Annotated in this window: 15 protein-coding genes and 1 pseudogene; 11 read left to right on the top strand and 5 right to left on the bottom strand. The window is 39.8% G+C overall.

Features of this window, described 5'->3' with window-relative positions:
• Positions 1–575: 575 nt before the first annotated feature.
• The 3 genes and pseudogenes from Q0X89_RS14235 to Q0X89_RS14225 all read right to left on the bottom strand — a co-directional run.
• Positions 576–1,076 (bottom strand): annotated as a pseudogene (locus Q0X89_RS14235) (cation acetate symporter); the annotation flags it as partial.
• Positions 1,077–1,102: 26 nt separating this feature from the next.
• Positions 1,103–1,360, bottom strand: coding sequence for a DUF4212 domain-containing protein (locus Q0X89_RS14230; protein WP_297695327.1), 258 nt, complete (start codon positions 1,358–1,360; stop codon positions 1,103–1,105).
• A 66-nt stretch (positions 1,361–1,426) separates the two neighbouring features.
• Entirely contained in the window at positions 1,427–2,293 is an 867-nt protein-coding gene (locus Q0X89_RS14225) for a DUF1080 domain-containing protein (RefSeq protein ID WP_297695325.1), read from the bottom strand.
• A gap of 304 nt (positions 2,294–2,597) precedes the next feature.
• Between Q0X89_RS14225 and Q0X89_RS14220 the strand changes: the two genes are divergently transcribed.
• Positions 2,598–3,206 carry a hypothetical protein gene (locus Q0X89_RS14220; protein ID WP_297695323.1) on the top strand — a complete coding sequence of 203 codons (609 nt, stop codon included), beginning with the start codon at positions 2,598–2,600 and terminating at the stop codon, positions 3,204–3,206.
• A 90-nt stretch (positions 3,207–3,296) separates the two neighbouring features.
• Here the strand turns inward: Q0X89_RS14220 and Q0X89_RS14215 are convergent, their stop codons facing one another.
• The gene (locus Q0X89_RS14215; RefSeq protein WP_297695321.1) at positions 3,297–3,713 is read right to left on the bottom strand and encodes a hypothetical protein; all 417 of its coding nucleotides are present in this window, start codon (positions 3,711–3,713) and stop codon (positions 3,297–3,299) included.
• Positions 3,714–4,167: 454 nt separating this feature from the next.
• Here Q0X89_RS14215 and Q0X89_RS14210 point away from each other — a divergent pair, with 454 nt between their 5' ends.
• The 10 genes from Q0X89_RS14210 to Q0X89_RS14165 all read left to right on the top strand — a co-directional run bounded on the left by Q0X89_RS14210 (position 4,168) and on the right by Q0X89_RS14165 (position 14,114).
• Positions 4,168–4,923: a thrombospondin type 3 repeat-containing protein gene (locus tag Q0X89_RS14210; protein WP_297695319.1), complete on the top strand. Its 756-nt coding sequence runs from the start codon at positions 4,168–4,170 to the stop codon at positions 4,921–4,923.
• A 461-nt stretch (positions 4,924–5,384) separates the two neighbouring features.
• Positions 5,385–6,422: a Fic family protein gene (locus tag Q0X89_RS14205; RefSeq protein WP_297695317.1), complete on the top strand. Its 1,038-nt coding sequence runs from the start codon at positions 5,385–5,387 to the stop codon at positions 6,420–6,422.
• Positions 6,423–6,907: 485 nt separating this feature from the next.
• On the top strand, positions 6,908–7,723 hold the full coding sequence (locus Q0X89_RS14200) for a hypothetical protein (RefSeq protein WP_297695315.1): 816 nt from the start codon (positions 6,908–6,910) through the stop codon (positions 7,721–7,723).
• Positions 7,720–8,541: a hypothetical protein gene (locus Q0X89_RS14195; RefSeq protein WP_297695314.1), complete on the top strand. Its 822-nt coding sequence runs from the start codon at positions 7,720–7,722 to the stop codon at positions 8,539–8,541. Before Q0X89_RS14200 ends, Q0X89_RS14195 begins: the two co-directional genes overlap by 4 nt.
• A gap of 5 nt (positions 8,542–8,546) precedes the next feature.
• Entirely contained in the window at positions 8,547–9,146 is a 600-nt protein-coding gene (locus Q0X89_RS14190) for an ABC transporter ATP-binding protein (RefSeq protein ID WP_297695312.1), read from the top strand.
• Entirely contained in the window at positions 9,143–9,907 is a 765-nt protein-coding gene (locus tag Q0X89_RS14185) for an ABC transporter permease (RefSeq protein ID WP_297695310.1), read from the top strand. Before Q0X89_RS14190 ends, Q0X89_RS14185 begins: the two co-directional genes overlap by 4 nt.
• Complete coding sequence (locus Q0X89_RS14180; RefSeq protein WP_297695308.1) at positions 9,908–11,782, top strand: prolipoprotein diacylglyceryl transferase family protein; 1,875 nt, start codon at positions 9,908–9,910, stop codon at positions 11,780–11,782.
• Positions 11,783–12,024: 242 nt separating this feature from the next.
• Positions 12,025–12,393 carry a hypothetical protein gene (locus tag Q0X89_RS14175; RefSeq protein WP_297695306.1) on the top strand — a complete coding sequence of 123 codons (369 nt, stop codon included), beginning with the start codon at positions 12,025–12,027 and terminating at the stop codon, positions 12,391–12,393.
• A gap of 69 nt (positions 12,394–12,462) precedes the next feature.
• Positions 12,463–12,807 (top strand): hypothetical protein, encoded by a 345-nt coding sequence (locus Q0X89_RS14170; protein WP_297695305.1) that lies wholly within the window; start codon positions 12,463–12,465, stop codon positions 12,805–12,807.
• 269 nt (positions 12,808–13,076) lie between these two features.
• Complete coding sequence (locus Q0X89_RS14165) at positions 13,077–14,114, top strand: hypothetical protein (protein ID WP_297695303.1); 1,038 nt, start codon at positions 13,077–13,079, stop codon at positions 14,112–14,114.
• Positions 14,115–14,292: 178 nt separating this feature from the next.
• On the opposite strand, the gene Q0X89_RS14160 is transcribed toward Q0X89_RS14165, so the two are convergent.
• A partial coding sequence (locus Q0X89_RS14160; protein ID WP_297695301.1) for an adenylate/guanylate cyclase domain-containing protein occupies positions 14,293–16,334 on the bottom strand: 2,042 nt, incomplete at its 5' end.

Here is a 16,334-nt window from a genome sequence, read left to right as displayed (position 1 = left end):
ACCAGCACCAGAACCCAGTAGAACTTAGGGCCTTTAAGTATCTAAAGGAACAGTCACACATCCTACTAGATAGAACCGGAGCCCCACCTAACTTCTGGTATTTTGCATTGGTATGGCTATGTCTCATCCATAATTACTGTGCCGACCCAACACTTAACTTCCGAGTACCACACGAACGTCGTTACGGAATAACGCCTGACATTTCATGCCTGCTACAGTTCCTGTTCTTCCAACGAGTATTGTACTTAGACCACGAGGAAACATGGCCTAACTGTAAGGAAAGACCAGGACGTGTCATCGGAATTGCACGAAATGTTGGTGACCAGTTAACGTACTGGATCTACGATGAATACACGCGCAATATCGTAGCTCGCAGTGTTCTGAAGCCATACACAATTAACAAACGTGTTACTTGGGATCCCAAACTTCAACCGCGTACTGTACCCACTGCTTCATCTAACAATGAATCCTATCCGCGCGTACTTAGCACACCGGATATGGACACTTATGACCAAGTTGAACCTGAACCAGAGCCAACTTTGTTCGACGCTGTCGATCCAATCAAATCACCTTCACACAGCATAGAACAAGACAATGAACATCCCGATGATAACACCTGTCGTAATAGGAACTTCTAAAAAGCGGGAAAAGACCAGGCCTACGCCTCGCATTTGTCCAGCGATATATGTAAAGGATACGAGGAGGGCGCAAATTACGGCCACTGTTCTCGCAATGTTGGAATAATATCGATCCCCTATAAAATCAGGGACTGTAAATTTTCCGAATTTTCTAAGATAGGGGGCGAGCAAGAGGGCCAATAAGACATAGCCGCCCGTCCAGCCCATCAGGTAAACAGAACCGTCATAGCCAACAAACGAGATAAGTCCGGCCATACCCAGGAAGGAGGCGGCAGACATCCAATCCGCTGCTGTCGCCAGGCCATTTGCCAGCGGTGGCACGCCTTTTCCGGCGACATAGAATTCGCTGGTATTCCCGGCCCTTGTCATGATCGCTATGCCGATATATAGGGCAAAGGTCAGACCTACAAATACAAAGGTCCATTGTTGTACATCCATTGGTTTTTCAGGTGTTGGAGGTTGGTCTAATCTTCGTCAAAGTGGTATTTTCGGTCGAGTCGGTTCATCAGGTAGACATATACGAAGATCAGTATAACAAACACATAAATGGAACCTTGCTGGGCAAACCAGAATCCCAATTTAAACCCCCCGATCCTGATGGTATCCAGAGCATCTTTAAATAAGATCCCCGCCCCATAGGAGACCAGGAACCATATGGAAAGCAGGATCAATACATATCGAATGTTTTCCCGCCAGTATTGTTTTTTCTTCGAATCAGTCATCGGATTGATTTGCATAAATGTAACATAATTTAGGCGGAATAAAAGAAGGCCATTTGTGAGCCATTCCTAATAAATGCAGCTGCTATTATCAGATCGAACGTAGTAGGATTTATAGTTCTTTGCATCGGGGTCTGTGCACCCGCAGAGATTGAGTAGTTCAATGGATTTAAAATCGATCGGGTGAGTCTCCGCCTGTATGGAAATATAGCCGTCGCTGATGGCCTGTCCAACCTGGTAGGCAGTTTCCTGGTAGCCGGATATTTCACCCCCACCCATTGTGGGTTTTTTATATTCCATGACCACCTGGCCGTCAATAATATGTTGTAGTAAAGAATCTCCCAGTACCAGCGCTTCCACTTCCACCCAATGGTCGCCGTGATAGGTCTTTGATGTGGAATTCACACAATGCGGTGTAAAGAGCGAGTCATTCATGACTACGTTGGTGCCGGGCGTACAGAGATTGGCATTGTTCCGATCGTTTGTCCCGTCTCCTCCCAGTAGTTGCATTTCAAGAGAGATAGGAAAATCCTGTTCCAGGCCCAGGCTTTTTGGATCCTGGCAATGTAGCATCAGTCCGTTATTGCGAAAGGCCCATCCGGGTCCCCCAGCTTGTTGATCCCCAACGAAACGATACATTGCTCTCAACCGGTAATGCGAAAACTTGTTCTTATAGTACAGATGCCCGAAATTCCCTTTAAACGTGTCTTGTTCCATATAGCGAACGCTAAGCAGGCTGTCCTTTAAGACAAAACGGTTTTTGTAATTCACGCCCAGTTCATGCCCAGCGAACTTGGGTGTCCATTCGGCCATACTGTTACCATCGAACAGAGAGATCCACTCTTCTTTATCGGGATCGTGGTCCTTGTCGGTACAATTTGTAAAGAGTAGGGCTGAGAGGATCAAACAGCCAGCTATGAGAAGTGATCGTTTCATGTATCAATCAATTGAAAACGAAAAGATAGTGATTTTCCACCTTCGCTAAAGCTTCGGCGGACAAGTTGGAATTTGGTGCCGATGGTTATCGGGATGGAATTTAGACAGTAGACTGTGATAAAATTGGCTGAGCGTATCAGACCAATAAAAATACCAGGTGTAAGTTCGATTTTATGTTTGGAGGTTGGTAATCAATTCACTAACTTTAAAACACCCCCCCCGCTGTACATTCTTTTTATTTCCCTTGACAATGTTCATTGGACTCATTGTGCAGCAAAGATTGTAACAATTAAACCTTTATATTATGAGAACGAGAATCCACTCGCAACCCCTTTCTGCCCTTGCCCTTTTATTGCTTTCCGTCCTATTTATCACTACATCCTGTACCCAGGACTCGGTGCTTGAATCCAATCCGGACGACCTGAACGTGGTAGAGGCCAAATCGAGCAATGCCGAGCCAGCCAGAAGGGCCATTAGGGGCAAGATTAATAACAAATCTACATCCGATCCCGATGCCCCGGATGGTCTAACATGTTTTGACACTCCTTTTGGTGATATTCCCCTAACGACAAACGACATTTTTGGGAACATGACCCATTTGGGCAAGATCCAGGCTAACAGTTTCGGGGTTCCCGTAGAATGTGTAGAAGTTAATCCGGAGACTTTTACCATTGAGTCTGTCTACCGTGTCAACTATATTGGTGCTCACGGCGATGCCATACATACTGTAGAATACCCCTTTCTTGTTCTCGATCCCGCTACCGGATTCAATACAGGCACTTTTAGTGGAGACATTGAAATCGTCGGTGGAACAGGCAGGTTCGAAAATGCAACTGGCATGATGAAATTTGTCGATGCCACCTTTGTCGGAGACGAATCTACCTGGGAAGTTGTAGGTTGGATAGAGTACTAATACCAGGTAGACAATAGATATAAAAACCCTCCAAGTTGGAGGGTTTTGTTTTTTATGGTAATCTGAAAGGGATGAACTGCTATGCAATGGTTATTGCACGATCCAGTCATTATAATCAGAACTCCAGGTTCCCAGCTCATTGTTTTTGTCCATGATATCCTGAATCTTTGCTATTTGCGTTTGCCACAGTTCGGAAGGGGAACCGTCCTGATTCCAGTATTTACTTCGTACTGCATCGGATTCATAGATATAGATTATTCCAACGCTATTCGCATCCGCACCCCGTGCAGATCTTAAAAGATAAACTTCCGCTTCAAGATATTCTTTCATTGCAGGAGCAACGTTTGCCTTGAAGTTGGCTTTATACTCATTAAAAGTTACATCAGGGTTCAGGTTTAATCTTAGGGTGTGAACACCAATAAGGTTACCCTCTTGAAAGGTTTGCGCAATAGAAGTTCCGCTTGTTAGCAGGAGAATGAAAAAGGCAATAATTGATACGGATTTCATGATTAATTGTTTTAGTGATCTCTTAAGATAGTGAATATACTCAAGTGCCTTTTTAGGTAGATAAAAAATGGCAGGCACGAAGCAGGTAACTTCAGGAAAACACTCATTTTCATCTTCTCCGCCTTTGACAGATGCTGGAAAGTGTAGTTAATGCGGTAAATGCAGCTAAGTAATTGACTATAAATTCATTAAACAAAAAAATCCAATCTATTTGAGTATACGGGTTTCTGGTTCGCAGCTAACATTAGTCATATTGCAGTAAATGCCCAAATACTGAGCATTCATAGTAGCAGGAATGTGTTAAGGAATTAATGTTTCTGAATGCAACGGACTCACGATCATATTAATAGATAGTTGCCTTACAACGAATTATTTGTTACATACACGAATAATTTGGGTACCAGGGTAATTCTTTCGTTATTTCGCTATTAGATTAACCCAAATCTTATACATCATGAAAAATGCCTATTTAATCTTGCTATGCAGTGGTCTTATGCTACTGTCCTGTGAAGTAGAGCCCATTGCCTTAGATAGCACAAATCTGAAAGGCGGGATCCCGAATAATTCCAATAACAACGATAGAAAAGAAAAAGAGTCCGAGGACGGCGGATGCGAGACGCTGTTTGCCTTTGGTTCAGATAATCCCTCTACCTGTTTTATGGATAATGGTTCCAGCCGATGGGGTTGGACTATTGGCCCATTAGAGGGTGGATATTATACCTTTGAGCTGTACGCCGGAGCCGGGCAGTGTGAAACCGTAAAGGGAACTTCTGTAGGGACCCTTTCCGTCGATTTCGACGCTGATACTGGCATTGCCGAAGTGGTTTACACAATGGCGGATGGTTTTGTCCTCAATGAGACGCACCTCTATGTAGGCAGCGATCCATATCCCCTTGACAATAACGGAAATCCCACGGTATCCCCGGGCCAGTTTCCCAATAAAAATGATGAACTGAACGAAGCCTCCGGCGATTCTTACACGGTATCCGACTTATCAGGCCCTATATATGTGATCGCCCATGGCGTAGTATGCGGGACTTCTGATGATGGAGATAGTACGGGTGATAATGGAGGAAATAATGATGATCAAGATGGCGACGGTATTCTCGATGCGGAAGACAATTGCCCTATGACATACAATCCGGACCAGGGAGATGCCAATAATGATGGCGTGGGTAATGTTTGTGACCCCAACACTATCCCGGTCTAAAAGCAGACTGTCTTCATGACCAAAATTTAGTGCCCCGACGCCTGTCGGGGCATTTTTATTGGGTTACGGCTTAACGTCTAGATTCGAGGCAGTATGGTTGGACTCAGTCGTCCTGTACTGCAAACTTGCAAACTCAGGTTGAGACAAATTGGAATTTATGTTGAAGATTCTATTATAGCTCACCACCAAATTTTACTCAAAATATTTAGGCTTGTAGCTCGAAACAAGATTACGCTCGCTTTGAAAAGAATTCCAGATTTTTATCCCATTATGGCTCACTGTAAGGATTTTTTAAGCTCATTTTGAGATAATTTTGAGCTTTAAATGGAGGTGTTGTGAGCTCAAATAACTAAAAAATGCTATATTTGTAGCTCAAATTAATATAAATTAAAGCTCAAATATGTTTATCTTTGAGCTATATTTGAATCCACAGTGAGCTTGAATGATCGATAGATATCGTTATGGACAACAGAGAAAAAGAAATTTTAGAGTACGTTAGAGAGCACCCATTGGGCTCCTCCCGGAATATATTTGAGGGTGTAAACCTGGAAATAAGTTACGCCACGGTTAAAAGAATACTAGCACACCTGATAACCCAGCAACTCGTTGGTACTGAAGGTAGAGGAAAGGGAACTAAATACGTTATTAGTCCACATTATAATTTGTTTTATCCAATTGACCTAGAACAATACTTTGTACAAGAGATTGATGAACGGCAAATACAGAACGATTTTGATCTGAGGCTCATTTCTGATCTGGGAAGAATAGCATCGCTGTTTACCGATAGCGAGATCGCACATTTAAATAAACTCCAAAGCCAGTACCAGCAGAATGTTTCGGAATTGTCAACATCGGAATACATAAGAGAATTAGAACGCCTAGCTATAGACCTGAGTTGGAAATCTTCTCAAATAGAGGGAAATACCTACTCGCTTTTAGAAACCGAACGCCTGCTGAAAGAAAAGGAAACGGCTGAAGGAAAGAGCAAAGATGAAGCAACCATGTTGCTTAATCACAAGGAGGCAATAGATTTTCTGATAGAACATCCCGACTACTTAGACCCCCTAACGATGGCAAATATAGCAGACCTTCACAGTATTCTGATCAAGAATCTTGGAATCAGTCGTGGTATTAGAACAACAAGAGTCGGTATTTCTGGAACCAATTATAGACCCTTAGACAATGAGTTTCAGATAAGAGAGGCCATAAGAGATATGTGTGCGTTAATTAATGGTAAGTCAATAGTGTTTGATAAAGCATTATTAGCACTTGTGTTGATATCTTATATTCAACCATTCGGAGATGGTAATAAAAGAACAGGACGTATTGTTAGCAATGCCATTTTAATGAATAATGGATACTGCCCTTTATCATTTAGGACAGTAGCATCTGTGGAATATAAAAAGGCCATGTTGGTGTTTTACGAGCAAAACAATATTTCCTCATTTAAAGAATTGTTTATGGAGCAATTTGAGTTTGCCGTGGAGACTTACTTCTAATTCGCATCTGAATTGTTGGTATTTAGAGAGGGGCCTGGGGTTGACTCGCTTCCACCTTCGCCTCCAGGCTTCGGCGGATAAGGCACTCGCCTGACCCAGTGATCTCAAGGTCAAAAAGTAAAACCCACAACTCTGGGTTGGCACTAATTGGAATTTGGTCCCGATAGTTATCGGGATGGTATTTAAAGAGGGGACTGGGGTTGGCGCTTTATCTACCATTTTATTGACAACTTGCCAACTTTATTAGGTGCCTAATTGCAGGCCTTATTCTTTAAAATTCCTAGTATCCTGATGCAAATCATATTTTGACGTTTTTCCCAGCATTAATTTTATCTAATACATATTCACAATACTAATTGTATCACATTTATTGTAAATTATAGATTACTCATAAACCAAACACATTCAATTTGGCCATTACTTATCATAATAGTCTAAAAACTAGGGGAGATTTAAACTCAATTAAATTAAAGATCTTTTCCCATATGAACCGCACCAGGGGTTGGAAATACAAGTCTTTTTTGCGGTACCTTCGATTTTTTAAGTATATAAGCTTTTCACCGAAAAGGGGATCTTTTCTGGAGTATTACTATGTTCTTATGCGTTATTTGGATGACATTGTTGATGGAGATGCCCCATTACCATATGGATATATTTCTGAAAGTGAATACATTAAGGAAAAAATCGCGTTTACTGAGAATATGACTTCACCAAAGGATGAGGTGGACCAACTTATATTGTATTGTTTTAAACTTGCTGAGCAGTTCGGTCAAGAATTTTATGAAGAAACCAGTGATATATTGAATTCACTATTATTTGACGCTGATCGCAGAGGTAAACATCAAATTTTTACAAGCCAGGTACTTTATGCGCATTTTCATCAATTAGATATAAGAGGCACTATTAAGGCGACTCTGAAAATTTTCAAAGAAGATCCTGAAAAGTTTGAAATATTAGAATCATTAGGTACAGCTTGCAGGTATCATTATGACCTTGAAGACTTTAATGAGGATATAGCTGCAGGCTACATTAATATCCCAAAAGAAGAGATGGATGAGCTGGACATTTCATTGAATGACATTTTGTTCAATAATTCATCAAAAATTGATTTATGGTTGTACAAGCATGCCATGGAAGGAATGGAACTTTTGAAAAAGCATGAAGAAATTTTGCCAAGTGGTAAATTTGGCTGGCTGGCAAGAGCAACATTTCCTCCAGTCTATAAGTGGCCAGCCCAAAAAGTTTTTCAGCGTACAATTTCAAGAATTGATAAGACCAAATCTATATCCGACAGGCCATGAGCGCAAAATCAAAAAATAATAACCTTGGTTTTCACCTAACCAAATGGTATTTAGATTTTGTTGGCAAAGATGGAACCGTGGTCATTTGTTATGCTGCACAACTTGGATGGAATAACTATACGGTGCCCTATAGTAATTTACTTGTACATAAACCTGGAGAAAGCACAATTCAAAAAACTAGCTTTAAAAATGCAAAAAGTCCTCTTATGACAGATGGTGAAATATCCTGGAGGCAAAAAGCATTTAAATTTAGTGGTATATGGAAGAAATTAAATGCATCCCTTGAAGAGGTCTTGTATTCCTCAAAAGATGGGTCTCTGGAATGGAAATGCCATCAACCCAGATCACTCGTAGTGCTAAATATCGAGGATGAAAAACTAACAGGAGAAGGGTATGCAGAAGAATTGTACATGACCATACCGACTTGGAAAATACCAATGAATGAATTGCGATGGGGTCATTTTTTTTCAGAAAATCATTGTTTAGTATGGATTGAAATTAAAGAAAAGGATATCAAACAATGGGTCTGGGTCAATAATGATTTGGTTGAGGGTAGTACGATTACTGATAGTGAGGTTCTTATACCAAGCCGTAATCTAAAGATCTTAATGGACCAAAAGGAAGTACTCGAAAATGATCAAAAGATTAAAAGTGTTGTGAGGAAGTTGGATCGTTTTCTTCCAGGATTTGCTAAGATCATTCCCAAAAATTTTTTATTGGCAGATGAAACTAAATGGTATAGTAGGGCTAAACTCTACCAGGATAATGATATGATTTCTAAGGGTCAATGCATACATGAGTTCGTGGATTTCAAATAGTTGATATGATTCTTCAAGCAGAAAATATTTACAAATCTTTTGGTAATAACCAAATATTGAAAGACCTCTCGTTTGAACTTGAAGAAGGCACCATATCGGGCATTGTAGGAGAAAATGGCTCAGGTAAGTCTACGCTGTTAAAAATCCTTGTGGGCCAATGGAGTCCTAATAAGGGAAAGGTCACCATCTTCGATAAATTTGGGTATTGCCCTCAACAGATAACCCTTTTTCAAAATCTTACGGTGGAAAATCACTTCAAATACTTTGCGGCTGCCTATGGACTCGAAAATGATGAAATGCATGAACAGAAAAATTACCTAATGGAGTTTTATAACTTCCGTAAATATCTTAATCACAAAGTAGCACATCTAAGTGGTGGAACGGCTCAAAAATTAAATCTATGTCTGTCATTAATACACAGTCCAAAACTATTAATACTTGATGAGCCTTATAGTGGATTTGATTGGGATACTTATTTGAAATTTTGGGATTATGTAGAAAAAATCATAGATGAGAACTGCACAATTCTGATAGTTAGTCATTTTATAACGGAGAGAAATAAATTTGACCGTATCTACAAACTAGAAAATGGACGCTTATTATGAGTCTGAAACGTATCATGATTAGTTTTAAAATGACGCTGCTCATGCTATTGCGCCGGCGGATTGTCCTTATTCTTATCGCGGTTATTCCGGTCGTGTTCTTAATGATTGTAGGCCTGACTTCCACTGAGAGGCCACTTCCTTTTCGTCTTGCCTCATTAAGTGAAGAAACTATTATTACTGTAAGTGAGAAAGGTATTAACTATGTTTTTTTTGCCGTATCCTCAGTAGGATTCCTATTAAGCTTTTTGGCCATGAATCTCATTCAAAAGGACAAGGACACGACAAGAAGGTTAATTATATGTGGATATTCCCCCAATGAAATAGTGATAGCCAAGCTTGCAACGGCATTTGTTTTCATGCTCCTGATTGCCACATACGTTGGCTGTATCATGAACGCCTTATATAATGTAAATAATCTGTTCTTGTTCCTTGTCAGTTTGGTTTCCATAGGATATGTGTATGGCTGCTACGGTTTGCTGGTGGGGAGTTTGATCAAAAGGGAATTGGAGGGAATATTAATGATCGTATTGCTGGTGAATATTGATGTGGGGTGGCTCCAAAACCCCTTATTTTATGAGGAGGCCCAGAACCAGTTAATAATTAGGTATTTACCTGCTTATTATCCTTCCCAATCCTCTATGATCTCAGCCTTCACAGAGTATTCAATTGGTCATTCCATAGCATTAGGATTGCTCTATGGTTCTATATTTTTGATCCTGAGTCTGATCATCTATTACAGAACAATGAAAGTCAATAAATAAATGAAAGTCTTTAACACTGTCTTAAATAAAGTTCTTTATGCTGTCATTTTTCTGATACTTATACCCATAATTCTGGTTTATTGGGCTAAAGCCACTTCAATCCATTTTAACGATTTAAATGTTAGATCCCATGAAACCGGAGCTGTAATATTCTTGCTGGGATGCATTTTGCTGATCTGGGGGATGCTTGCACTAATAGTTAAAGGGGAGGGGCTTCCTATGAACGCATTTCCTCCAAAGAAATTGGTAAAAGAGGGAGCCTATCGGCTTTTACATCATCCTATATATTGGGGATTCGGATTGATGGTTTTAGGCTATTTTGTCTATATAGGATCTTTTAGTGGAATTTGGTTGATAACTCCAATAACAGTACTAGCAATGGTTGCTCTGGTCCTAGGTTATGAGAATCAGGATCTTCATAAGAGATTTTCGGGCTATAGATTAAATACAATATTAGATCTACCCATGGCAAATGGGGATAGGGCTGTTGCAATAAAAAAGATTGCCGTATTGTTTTGGGTCATATTGGCACTTTTGATCAGAAATGTTGTGTTAGCATTAAATTCAGGCAGAGATCCATTATCAGACGAGTTTTGGTCTTTACCTAACATCGAAGCGTCTGGCGCAATTTTGAACTATTTAGGTATCATATTTATCCTTGTGACACCTTTTATCCTTAAAGAAAATAAAAACCTCAGGCAGTGGTGTGTCTATTCACTATTGGCTATTTCACTGGAGCTATTTTCGGTCTTATTTGGCCTAATGTCGTTACAGAACATTATTCCTGTCGAAACGAATTTTATGGTATTTGTTCCGATATATTTGATTCTAATATCACTCTCCGTGATTTTTAGTCATGGCCCCCTGAGAGTTCTTAAAATATCTGTCGCAGCAATTCCCTTTTTAATAGTACAATACGTTCTTTTCAGCGGTATAGTTTATCATTGGTTGGTTTCAATAGCTGTTTTCATTTTGTCTGTAAAATATCGTGGAATATGGCTTTTTCTTAGGAGAGAAAGTGAGAAAATGGCAAATTCATGGAAAGAATGGACTTTAGGCAAGATCAGGGTAATCAATCATGGATTTTATGTTGGTGTCGGGGCCTTCCTGGGAATTTTTATGGCTGGAATTTTGGCCGGTCCGGATTATGCCTGGGTTATCTTGATTTTTGCAATAACAGTGGTCATATTTTCGGCTCTCTGGGCTCAAGTTATTGAAGGCTCTGAAAAATTGAAAAGGCCATATGGTTACTACGGAGCCCTGGTTGGAATCCTTTTCGCAAGTATATTGGTTTGGGCTTTGGGTTATAATCCTTGGGTTTTGATCGGGGTTATCTCAGTTGCTATGCCATGGGTGCAGGCTATTGGGCGTTTAAGATGTTTGATAAATGGGTGCTGTCATGGAAAAACCACTTCAGAAAAAGAAATCGGAATAAGGTATTATCATCCGAGATCCAGGGTATGTAACATATCCGAAATGAAGGGAGAATATTTACATCCTACACCACTGTATTCAATATTGTGGCTATTGCTTGTAGGTTTTGTATTGGTTTCATTATGGTACGGTAATTATGCCTCAAACTTTATTTTCGGAATGTATCTGATACTTACCGGATTAGGGAGATTTGTGGAAGAAGCATACAGAGGGGAAGTACAGACGCCTGTTATTAGAGGTTTGAGATTATATCAATGGACGGCAATGTTATCCGTAATCTTAGGCATAATATTTACAGCTTTCAAGGTGGATCTTCCGGCAATTACACCAGGATTAAGTTGGGAAGTTTTAACAGCTTCGATAATTGGGGGCATATTTTTAACCTTTGCAATGGGTGTAGATTTCCCCTATTCAAATAAAAGATTTTCAAGGTTGGTGTAGGCTGTGCTCCACAATCACCTTGCAACAGTCTCACGATGGTTTCTCCACTACAAAACCAACGCAGGCTTTGTGTACCGTTATTTTGGAATTTGGTCCCGATAGTTATCGGGATGGAATTTAAAGAGGGTCCTGGGGTTAGCTCGCTTGTAGGTTCATGACCAATATCATTGTATACTCCTTATTTCAAAAGTACCTTTATGACTTGCCCTACTCATTGACATCCTGTAATAAACAGTTGAGTCATGAGAACACTTAAAGATCAGATCAAATCCATTTCCCTTTTCATGGCAACGCTTATTTTATTCCAAAGCTGTGCAACCTATAAGACTCCATCAACATTAGAACAGGCAGTACGGGAACAGAAAGAAGTCAAGATTGTTACCGTTGATGATAATGCTTACAAGTACAAATACATTGTATATGAAGACGGACAGTTCTATGGGGTAAAGGATAATCCCGGGGAAGATGTGAGATTTCCAATTAATGTAGAAGAAGTTGAAGAGGTATTGATGAAAAAAAAACTACCCTGGTGGGCTTGGGCGCTTATTGGATATTTAGTTATTATGGCGAGCATAGGACTGTATTATGTGGCTACTGATGACTCTTTCTAATATGGATGGCGATCTAAATAATTTTAATAGAATATCATTGTATTCCGGTTTAAATCTATTACGATCTTATTGGCATTTCTGGTCTTGTTTCAGGGATGTGTGGTGTATCACAAAACGCCTACGACCCTTGAACAAGCAAGACAGGAACACATTAAGACCAAAATCACAAATACTGACAATGAAACCATGACGTACAAATACATCACCTATGAAGAGGGTACTTTTTATGGGGTGACTACCCGATACGGGAAAGAAGTTAAGAAGCCTTTGAATAAGGAGGATATCGTCAGGATCTTAACGAAAAATAAATCGGCATCTACATGGGTCACGGTAACCGTGATTGCTGGACCAATAATAGCCCTTATTATCGCTATGGCAGCCGTACCTGGTTTCGGCTTGGCTAGTGCTCCGTGAAGGTAAATAAGCATCTTAGATGTTCCAATTGCAGTCTTTTCTCTTACCTGGGACAATAACGTCTCTAAATTCTGATATAACGCTTCTCAATTGAAATTGTACAGACTTGACTTTCAGGTGATCATTTTTGAAATCCGCTTCATTTCTTGACGTATTCTCGTCTGAACTACTTTCCCATAGTATTCCTGGATGATCTTGATGCTGGTACGCCAAAGTACTTCCCTAAAATTCAATTAATTCCGTAAATTAACAGGAGCAACATCTCATTCATGCTCCGCTTCTTCCGACAAATACGTCAAAACCTCCTCACTGAAAACAAGTTCGGCAAATACCTGCTGTATGTAATAATTGAGGTTTTTATAGTAATCATAGGTATCCTGATTGCTATCCGGGTTGATAACCGGAATGAAGAAAGAATTGGTGCTGAGAGCACCAATATTCTTCTCCAGGATGTAAGTGACGAATTAGTGCATAATATTGAAAATATAGACAGAATACTAAACACCATGATTTTCAAAGATTCTCTTTTTTTCGAAGTACTCGAAAAAAGGATTGAACACGAGGATTATGAAGCATCATCTATATTATTTGGTTTTCCGGCTATGTATGATAGGACCAGCCTGGTGGATGAAGACTTCAGAGAGCTTCTTGCGAGAAAAAATAACCTCACCAAGTTACAGGATTCTATATTTTCAGAGCTAAAAGACCTTTATGGCAAAAGGAAAAAAAATATAGATATAGATGATGAAACGACTCACAATACTCAAATAGATTTTAGAGACAAAATGATGAATGAACAGGCATGGTGGTCTGTCTATATGGAAAATGGTCTCACCGAAGAAATGATCCAGTATGCTTTGACCGATCCTTTCTATCGAAATCAACTTCATGAAATACGTTTTAGGGAGTATTGGCGCACCATGGGTTTGTTCTGGTTTAGGACAAAAGCGTTGAATCTCTATGAAGAGATTACTGAAATGCTGAAAATAGAAAAAGACACCTCTTTGGTTAAAGACATTAAAGATTTTGAGCACATCAAGGGTATTTATGAATATGGAGAATATAAGGTACATATTATAGGGAAAAATGAATGGAAAGCGAATTTTTTCAAGAATGATTCTATGCTGCAGGAATGGGATATTCATCCATATTCCAAATCTCATCTGATCAACTATATGCAAGCAAAAGGAGAACACATATTTTCTAAAATTGAATATGGGAGAAATGGGGAAGTTTTAGGGTTAGTTTCATTTGGGGATATGACAGAGGTGGATGGAAAGAGGAGAATGTGGAAAAAAATAGAGTGATTATAGAAGAATCCGTCAAAAGTTCATACTTTATTTCGTAGTTTATTCCCGAATCTTTTGATCTCCTCACTAACCCTCCTCTGAACGATCTTCCCATAATATTCCTGGGTAATCTTAATGCTGGAATGCCCAAGTAGTTCGCTCCTAAGTCCATGAGAAAAATCATACGATTCTGACATCAATAAGGCGGATAGTTTTTAAGGTTCATCTTCTCGATCAGATTTTGAAATCGCGGATCTTCACGAATCGGGTCGAATGAAGCATCGGCATTAATCCAGATCAAGGAAGCGTCCTTAAGCTCGTATGCCAATTCAAGCATCCTAATAGCATCCTCGAAACGGCCAAGATGGACATCAATTTTAGCTAAATAACTTGGTGCTGTGGACTTCAATACAGGTACAAGCTGGTTATAAATTTCCTCGGCTAAATCAAGTTGGTTGTTGGAAGAATAGGCAATGGCCAAGCCTACTTTAAGGTAAAAATTATTAGGGTTTTCGGAGACAACTTTCTGCAGGGTCTCAACAGGGTTAGAATCGGGAAATAAAAAATAGTAAAGCCATTTCGAACTAGAGGATCGAGGATTCCGGCTGTTCAATTCTAAAAAAGTTTTTCTAGCCATTTCTAGATCACGAGCCCAATAATGAGAGCGAATCTTCCACTCCAGTGTGTAGAGATGAAAAGGGTCAATTACTTGTCCCTTTTTGATTATATACAGTGCTTCATCATGCCGGTTCATTGCAGAAAGCATACCTGAAAAATAGACATAGGTTTGCGCATAACTAGGGTCAATACTCATAACCTTTTTAAAGTATTTTTCTGAAAGATCCCAATTGTAGTTGTAATGATAATTACAATCGGCAAGGGCAGTCAGGCCAATATAGGAGTTGGAATCTAGAGCAATACTCTTTTCGGCATAGCTTATTGATTTCGGAAATACCTCGCGGCCTGGATATCCTTGATGAGCCTGGTTGAGATATAATTCGGCCAAACCGGCATATCCAAGTGCGAAATTTGAATCAATTTGGATAGATTCCTTGTAACGGTTTTCTCTACTCTCATAATTTCCTGAGTATTTACCCTCGAGATACTTTTCAAAAGCGGCAGGATCTACATTTTTTTCAGCATCAGATTTCCCCGGAGGATGCACGAAGAGTGGGCGGATCTTCACTGCGATCATATCAGCAGTTTCATTTTGGGTACTAAACAGATCTTCCAGTTGAAAATTAATTGTTTCAATTAACATGATATCCCTCGTACTGACATCCGTAAGTGAAAAATTAAGTTGTGCTTCTTCATTATTGACTTGTAAACTCCCTTCAACTAAGTATCGGACGTTCAGTTTTGCACCCATTTCCTGAAGATCCAAGTCCTTTTGTTGGTACACTGCAGCAGAAGATATTCCTGGGGTTACACTGATCTTAGGTATTTGTGCTACATTTCTTCTTACTTCTTCAGTCATGGCTTCCGCAAGCCAACTTTTGTCCTTGTCGCTACCGATATAAGTAAAGGGGAAAATAGTTACAGACTGGTAAGGTTCTATACTCGCAGTATTCTGTTGCTCATTCTTATTATTATTGAAAAAGTGATAAGAACTAATTGCCAACAGAATAAGAATACCTAGCCCTTTCAGTATTAATGACCAATTTTTGGCACTTCCAGATTTTGCTAGTTCTTGTTCGGTCCTGGAGGGAACCTTTAGTTTACCGGTGATCTCTTCCCTTTTCGGTATTGGAAATCCCTTATTGGCCAGAGCAAAGACCTCCATGGGTTCCTTGACATTTTTAAATTCAAAAGTGCCAAGAGTAACGGCCTGAAATTCCTTATGATTTCGGATTTTTTCAAAAACATGGCGAGAAAAAAGTACGGTTCCTGGTTGTCCTAATGATTCTATGCGGGAAGCAATATTTACACCATCGCCAAATAAGTTGTCTTCCTGAAAAAGTACCTCGCCAATGTGAATGCCAATACGCAATGGAAGGTTTTTTTCCTGATGAAAAATTTCCTGTATTTCCTTGGCACAACCTACGGCATCAATGGCACTCTGGAACACTGTCAGGCTGCCATCGCCATAATAATTAATAATTTTTCCACCGAACTTCGCAGTTATTTGCTCCAAAACTTCCCTGTGGATATTTATTACCCGGACTGCTTCCTCTTCATTGTTTTGCATCATAGCAGTATATCCCACAATATCCGTGAACATAATAGCAGCTAATCGAT

Origin of the sequence: uncultured Eudoraea sp., from assembly GCF_947258525.1 — a bacterium.
Taxonomy (GTDB): Bacteria; Bacteroidota; Bacteroidia; order Flavobacteriales; family Flavobacteriaceae; genus Eudoraea.
Note: the sequence above shows the minus strand (reverse complement) of the source record. Positions and strands in the feature narration are given on the sequence as shown.

What these genes read in the sequence shown, in the direction of transcription:
- Q0X89_RS14190 (WP_297695312.1), top strand. Translation starts at nt 8,547, where the DNA reads ATGATTCTTCAAGCAGAAAATATTTACAAATCTTTTGGTAATAACCAA.
- Q0X89_RS14195 (WP_297695314.1), top strand. Translation starts at nt 7,720, where the DNA reads ATGAGCGCAAAATCAAAAAATAATAACCTTGGTTTTCACCTAACCAAA.
- Q0X89_RS14180 (WP_297695308.1), top strand. Translation starts at nt 9,908, where the DNA reads ATGAAAGTCTTTAACACTGTCTTAAATAAAGTTCTTTATGCTGTCATT.
- Q0X89_RS14230 (WP_297695327.1), bottom strand. Translation starts at nt 1,360, where the DNA reads ATGACTGATTCGAAGAAAAAACAATACTGGCGGGAAAACATTCGATAT.
- Q0X89_RS14225 (WP_297695325.1), bottom strand. Translation starts at nt 2,293, where the DNA reads ATGAAACGATCACTTCTCATAGCTGGCTGTTTGATCCTCTCAGCCCTA.
- Q0X89_RS14210 (WP_297695319.1), top strand. Translation starts at nt 4,168, where the DNA reads ATGAAAAATGCCTATTTAATCTTGCTATGCAGTGGTCTTATGCTACTG.
- Q0X89_RS14220 (WP_297695323.1), top strand. Translation starts at nt 2,598, where the DNA reads ATGAGAACGAGAATCCACTCGCAACCCCTTTCTGCCCTTGCCCTTTTA.
- Q0X89_RS14175 (WP_297695306.1), top strand. Translation starts at nt 12,025, where the DNA reads ATGAGAACACTTAAAGATCAGATCAAATCCATTTCCCTTTTCATGGCA.
- Q0X89_RS14200 (WP_297695315.1), top strand. Translation starts at nt 6,908, where the DNA reads ATGAACCGCACCAGGGGTTGGAAATACAAGTCTTTTTTGCGGTACCTT.
- Q0X89_RS14215 (WP_297695321.1), bottom strand. Translation starts at nt 3,713, where the DNA reads ATGAAATCCGTATCAATTATTGCCTTTTTCATTCTCCTGCTAACAAGC.
- Q0X89_RS14165 (WP_297695303.1), top strand. Translation starts at nt 13,077, where the DNA reads ATGCTCCGCTTCTTCCGACAAATACGTCAAAACCTCCTCACTGAAAAC.
- Q0X89_RS14205 (WP_297695317.1), top strand. Translation starts at nt 5,385, where the DNA reads ATGGACAACAGAGAAAAAGAAATTTTAGAGTACGTTAGAGAGCACCCA.
- Q0X89_RS14185 (WP_297695310.1), top strand. Translation starts at nt 9,143, where the DNA reads ATGAGTCTGAAACGTATCATGATTAGTTTTAAAATGACGCTGCTCATG.